Here is a 2396-nt window from a genome sequence, read left to right as displayed (position 1 = left end):
CGAAGAGGCCGGTGGCAGCGGCACAGCCCTACTGTGTTTTCACCGGCCTCTTCGCAGCACAAGGCTGCTCCTACACAAAAAGCACAAAGGCGACCCGAAGGTCGCCTTTGCTATTTATAACGATCGAAATCGTTACTTTTTCTTACGCACATAGAGGACCAGGTTGTGGTCCACCAGTTCGTAGCCATGCTCGGCCACGATCTCGCGCTGACGCTTCTCGATTTCTGCGTCCATGAACTCGATGACTTCACTGGTCTCCACGTTGACCATGTGGTCGTGGTGACCGCCATCCGCCAGTTCGAAGACCGCATGACCGCCGTCGAAGTTGTGGCGAACCACCAGACCCGCCGCTTCGAACTGGGTCAGCACGCGGTAGACGGTGGCCAGGCCGACGTCCTCACCAGCTTCCATCAAGGCCTTGTAGACATCCTCGGCACTCATGTGACGCTGCTCGGTAGAATCGAGCATCTGAAGGATCTTTACTCGAGGCAGGGTAACCTTGAGACCGGCTTTGCGTAATTCGCTATTTTCAACCATGGTCAGCTTTCTCGCCGATGCTGCTTCGCAGCTTCTCTTAATACGGGTATGATCGGGGTTTACGTTGTCCAGCCAAGATAGTGGAAGTCGCCCACCGATGCAAAACACCAAGCTCTTGCTAACCAGCCTCACCCTAGTGGGACTGCTCGCACTCGCCGGTTGCTCGTTTCCCGGGGTTTACAAAATCGACATCCAGCAGGGCAATGTCGTCACGCAGGACATGATAGACCAATTACGCCCGGGAATGACCCGACGGCAAGTAAGGTTTATCATGGGCAACCCCCTGATTCAGGACACGTTCAACACCAACCGTTGGGACTACCTGTACAGCCTGCAGCCTGGTGGCGGAAAACGCCAGCAAGAGCGCATGAGCATTTTCTTCAACGAAAGCGACCAGTTGGTCAGCCTGTCTGGCGACTTCATGCCAGGTGTCAGCCGCGACCAGGAAATCCTCGGTGGCAGCAGCGACACCACGGTCAGCCCGGCGACCCAGCCAGAGCAGGCCACGCCGCAGCCTGAAGAGAAACCGGCCAAACCCGGTTCGGTGGAAGAATCCATCCAGCGCGAGATCGACACCATCGAGACCACCCCGGTCCCGACGCCGGCACCGCTGGAAACCTCCCCGCAGTAAGCGCGGCGGTCATAAAAAAGCCCGGGCCTTGGCCCGGGCTTTTTTGTGCGCCACTGCTCAGCTATTGAGCTGCTTGGCGCGCTGGCAGAAGGCATCTACCAAGGTGTTGGCGGCCTGATTGAACAGCGGCCCCAACGTGGCCCGCACCAGCGGCCCGGCATAATCGAAGGACAAGTCCAGGCTGATCTTGCAGGCCTTCTCGCCCAGTGGCTTGAACACCCACACACCGTGCAGCTGGGAGAACGGCCCCTCTTCCAGGTTCATTTCGATGGACTGCCCAGGCACCAGCACATTGCGCGTGACGAAATGCTGGCTCATGCCGCCTTTGGCAACCTCCAGCTTGGCGCGCATGTGCGTGTCACTGGCCTCGATGACCGTCGATGCCGAGCACCACGGCAGAAATTGCGGATAGCTGGCCACGTCATTGACCAGATCGTAAAGCGCCTGGGCGGGATACGGCAGCAGGGCGGAGCGTTGAATATGGGTAGTCATCCAGGCGTCACTTCCAAGGCTGGGTGGCGGCGCTTCGCAGCGTGCCAAAAGCAGGTTCTGTACCTACGACAGGGCCTGTATTGTCCGGTATTCATTGCGGTGGCTCAAGCACACCGAAATCCCATAGCCGACCACGCATCGAGTTGCCTATAATGCCGCCCCTATGGCTAAACAAAAGAAACATCCGACCGGGACCATCGCGCAAAACAAGAAAGCGCGACACGATTACTTCATCGAACACAAGTTCGAGGCCGGGCTGGTCCTGTCCGGTTGGGAAGTAAAGAGCCTGCGGGCCGGCAAGGCGCACCTGACCGACAGCTACGTGCTGCTCAAGGATGGCGAAGCCTGGCTGTTCGGCAGCCACATCACCCCGCTGACCACGGCCAGCACCCACGTCATCGCCGACCCTATCCGCTCACGCAAGCTGCTGCTGAACAAGCGCGAGCTCGAGCGGGTGGAAGCGGCCGTGGCGCAGAAAGGCTACACCTGTGTGGCCTTGGCGCTGTACTGGAGCAAGCACCTGATCAAGTGCGAGATCGCGCTTGGCAAGGGCAAGAAGGAATTCGACAAGCGCGACACCGTGCGCGAACGCGATTCCAACCGCGAGCTGCAGCGTGCCGTGCGTAACAAGGGCAAGGAAGACTAGATCTTCTTTAGCCTGTGAGGGCCTCTTCGCGGGGCAAGCCCGCTCCCACAGTTAACCCACTGCCTTCAAATTCGGTGGGTTACGTGTGGG

At 59.0% G+C, this 2396-nt stretch carries 4 protein-coding genes; 2 read left to right on the top strand and 2 right to left on the bottom strand.

Annotation, left to right across the window (positions count from 1 at the left end; translation table 11 throughout):
• Window positions 1-132: 132 nt before the first annotated feature.
• Window positions 133-537, bottom strand: coding sequence for a ferric iron uptake transcriptional regulator (gene fur, locus OO306_RS27925; protein ID WP_015271870.1), 405 nt, complete (start codon window positions 535-537; stop codon window positions 133-135).
• Between the two features lie 97 nt (window positions 538-634).
• On the opposite strand from fur, the gene bamE reads away from it, so the two are divergent.
• Window positions 635-1168, top strand: a complete 534-nt coding sequence (bamE, locus tag OO306_RS27920; RefSeq protein ID WP_027595043.1) for an outer membrane protein assembly factor BamE — start codon at window positions 635-637, stop codon at window positions 1166-1168.
• 57 nt (window positions 1169-1225) lie between these two features.
• On the opposite strand, the gene OO306_RS27915 is transcribed toward bamE, so the two are convergent.
• Window positions 1226-1660, bottom strand: a complete 435-nt coding sequence (locus OO306_RS27915; RefSeq protein ID WP_027595044.1) for a type II toxin-antitoxin system RatA family toxin — start codon at window positions 1658-1660, stop codon at window positions 1226-1228.
• Between the two features lie 163 nt (window positions 1661-1823).
• On the opposite strand from OO306_RS27915, the gene smpB reads away from it, so the two are divergent.
• On the top strand, window positions 1824-2306 hold the full coding sequence (smpB, locus tag OO306_RS27910; RefSeq protein WP_012312633.1) for an SsrA-binding protein SmpB: 483 nt from the start codon (window positions 1824-1826) through the stop codon (window positions 2304-2306).
• The last annotated feature ends 90 nt before the right edge of the window (window positions 2307-2396 follow it).

Source organism: Pseudomonas sp. DCB_AW, from assembly GCF_026240895.1.
In the GTDB taxonomy this organism is placed as follows: domain Bacteria; phylum Pseudomonadota; class Gammaproteobacteria; order Pseudomonadales; family Pseudomonadaceae; genus Aquipseudomonas; species Aquipseudomonas kermanshahensis.
The sequence above is the reverse complement of the archived record's forward strand: the minus strand, read 5'-3'. Positions and strand labels throughout refer to the sequence as shown.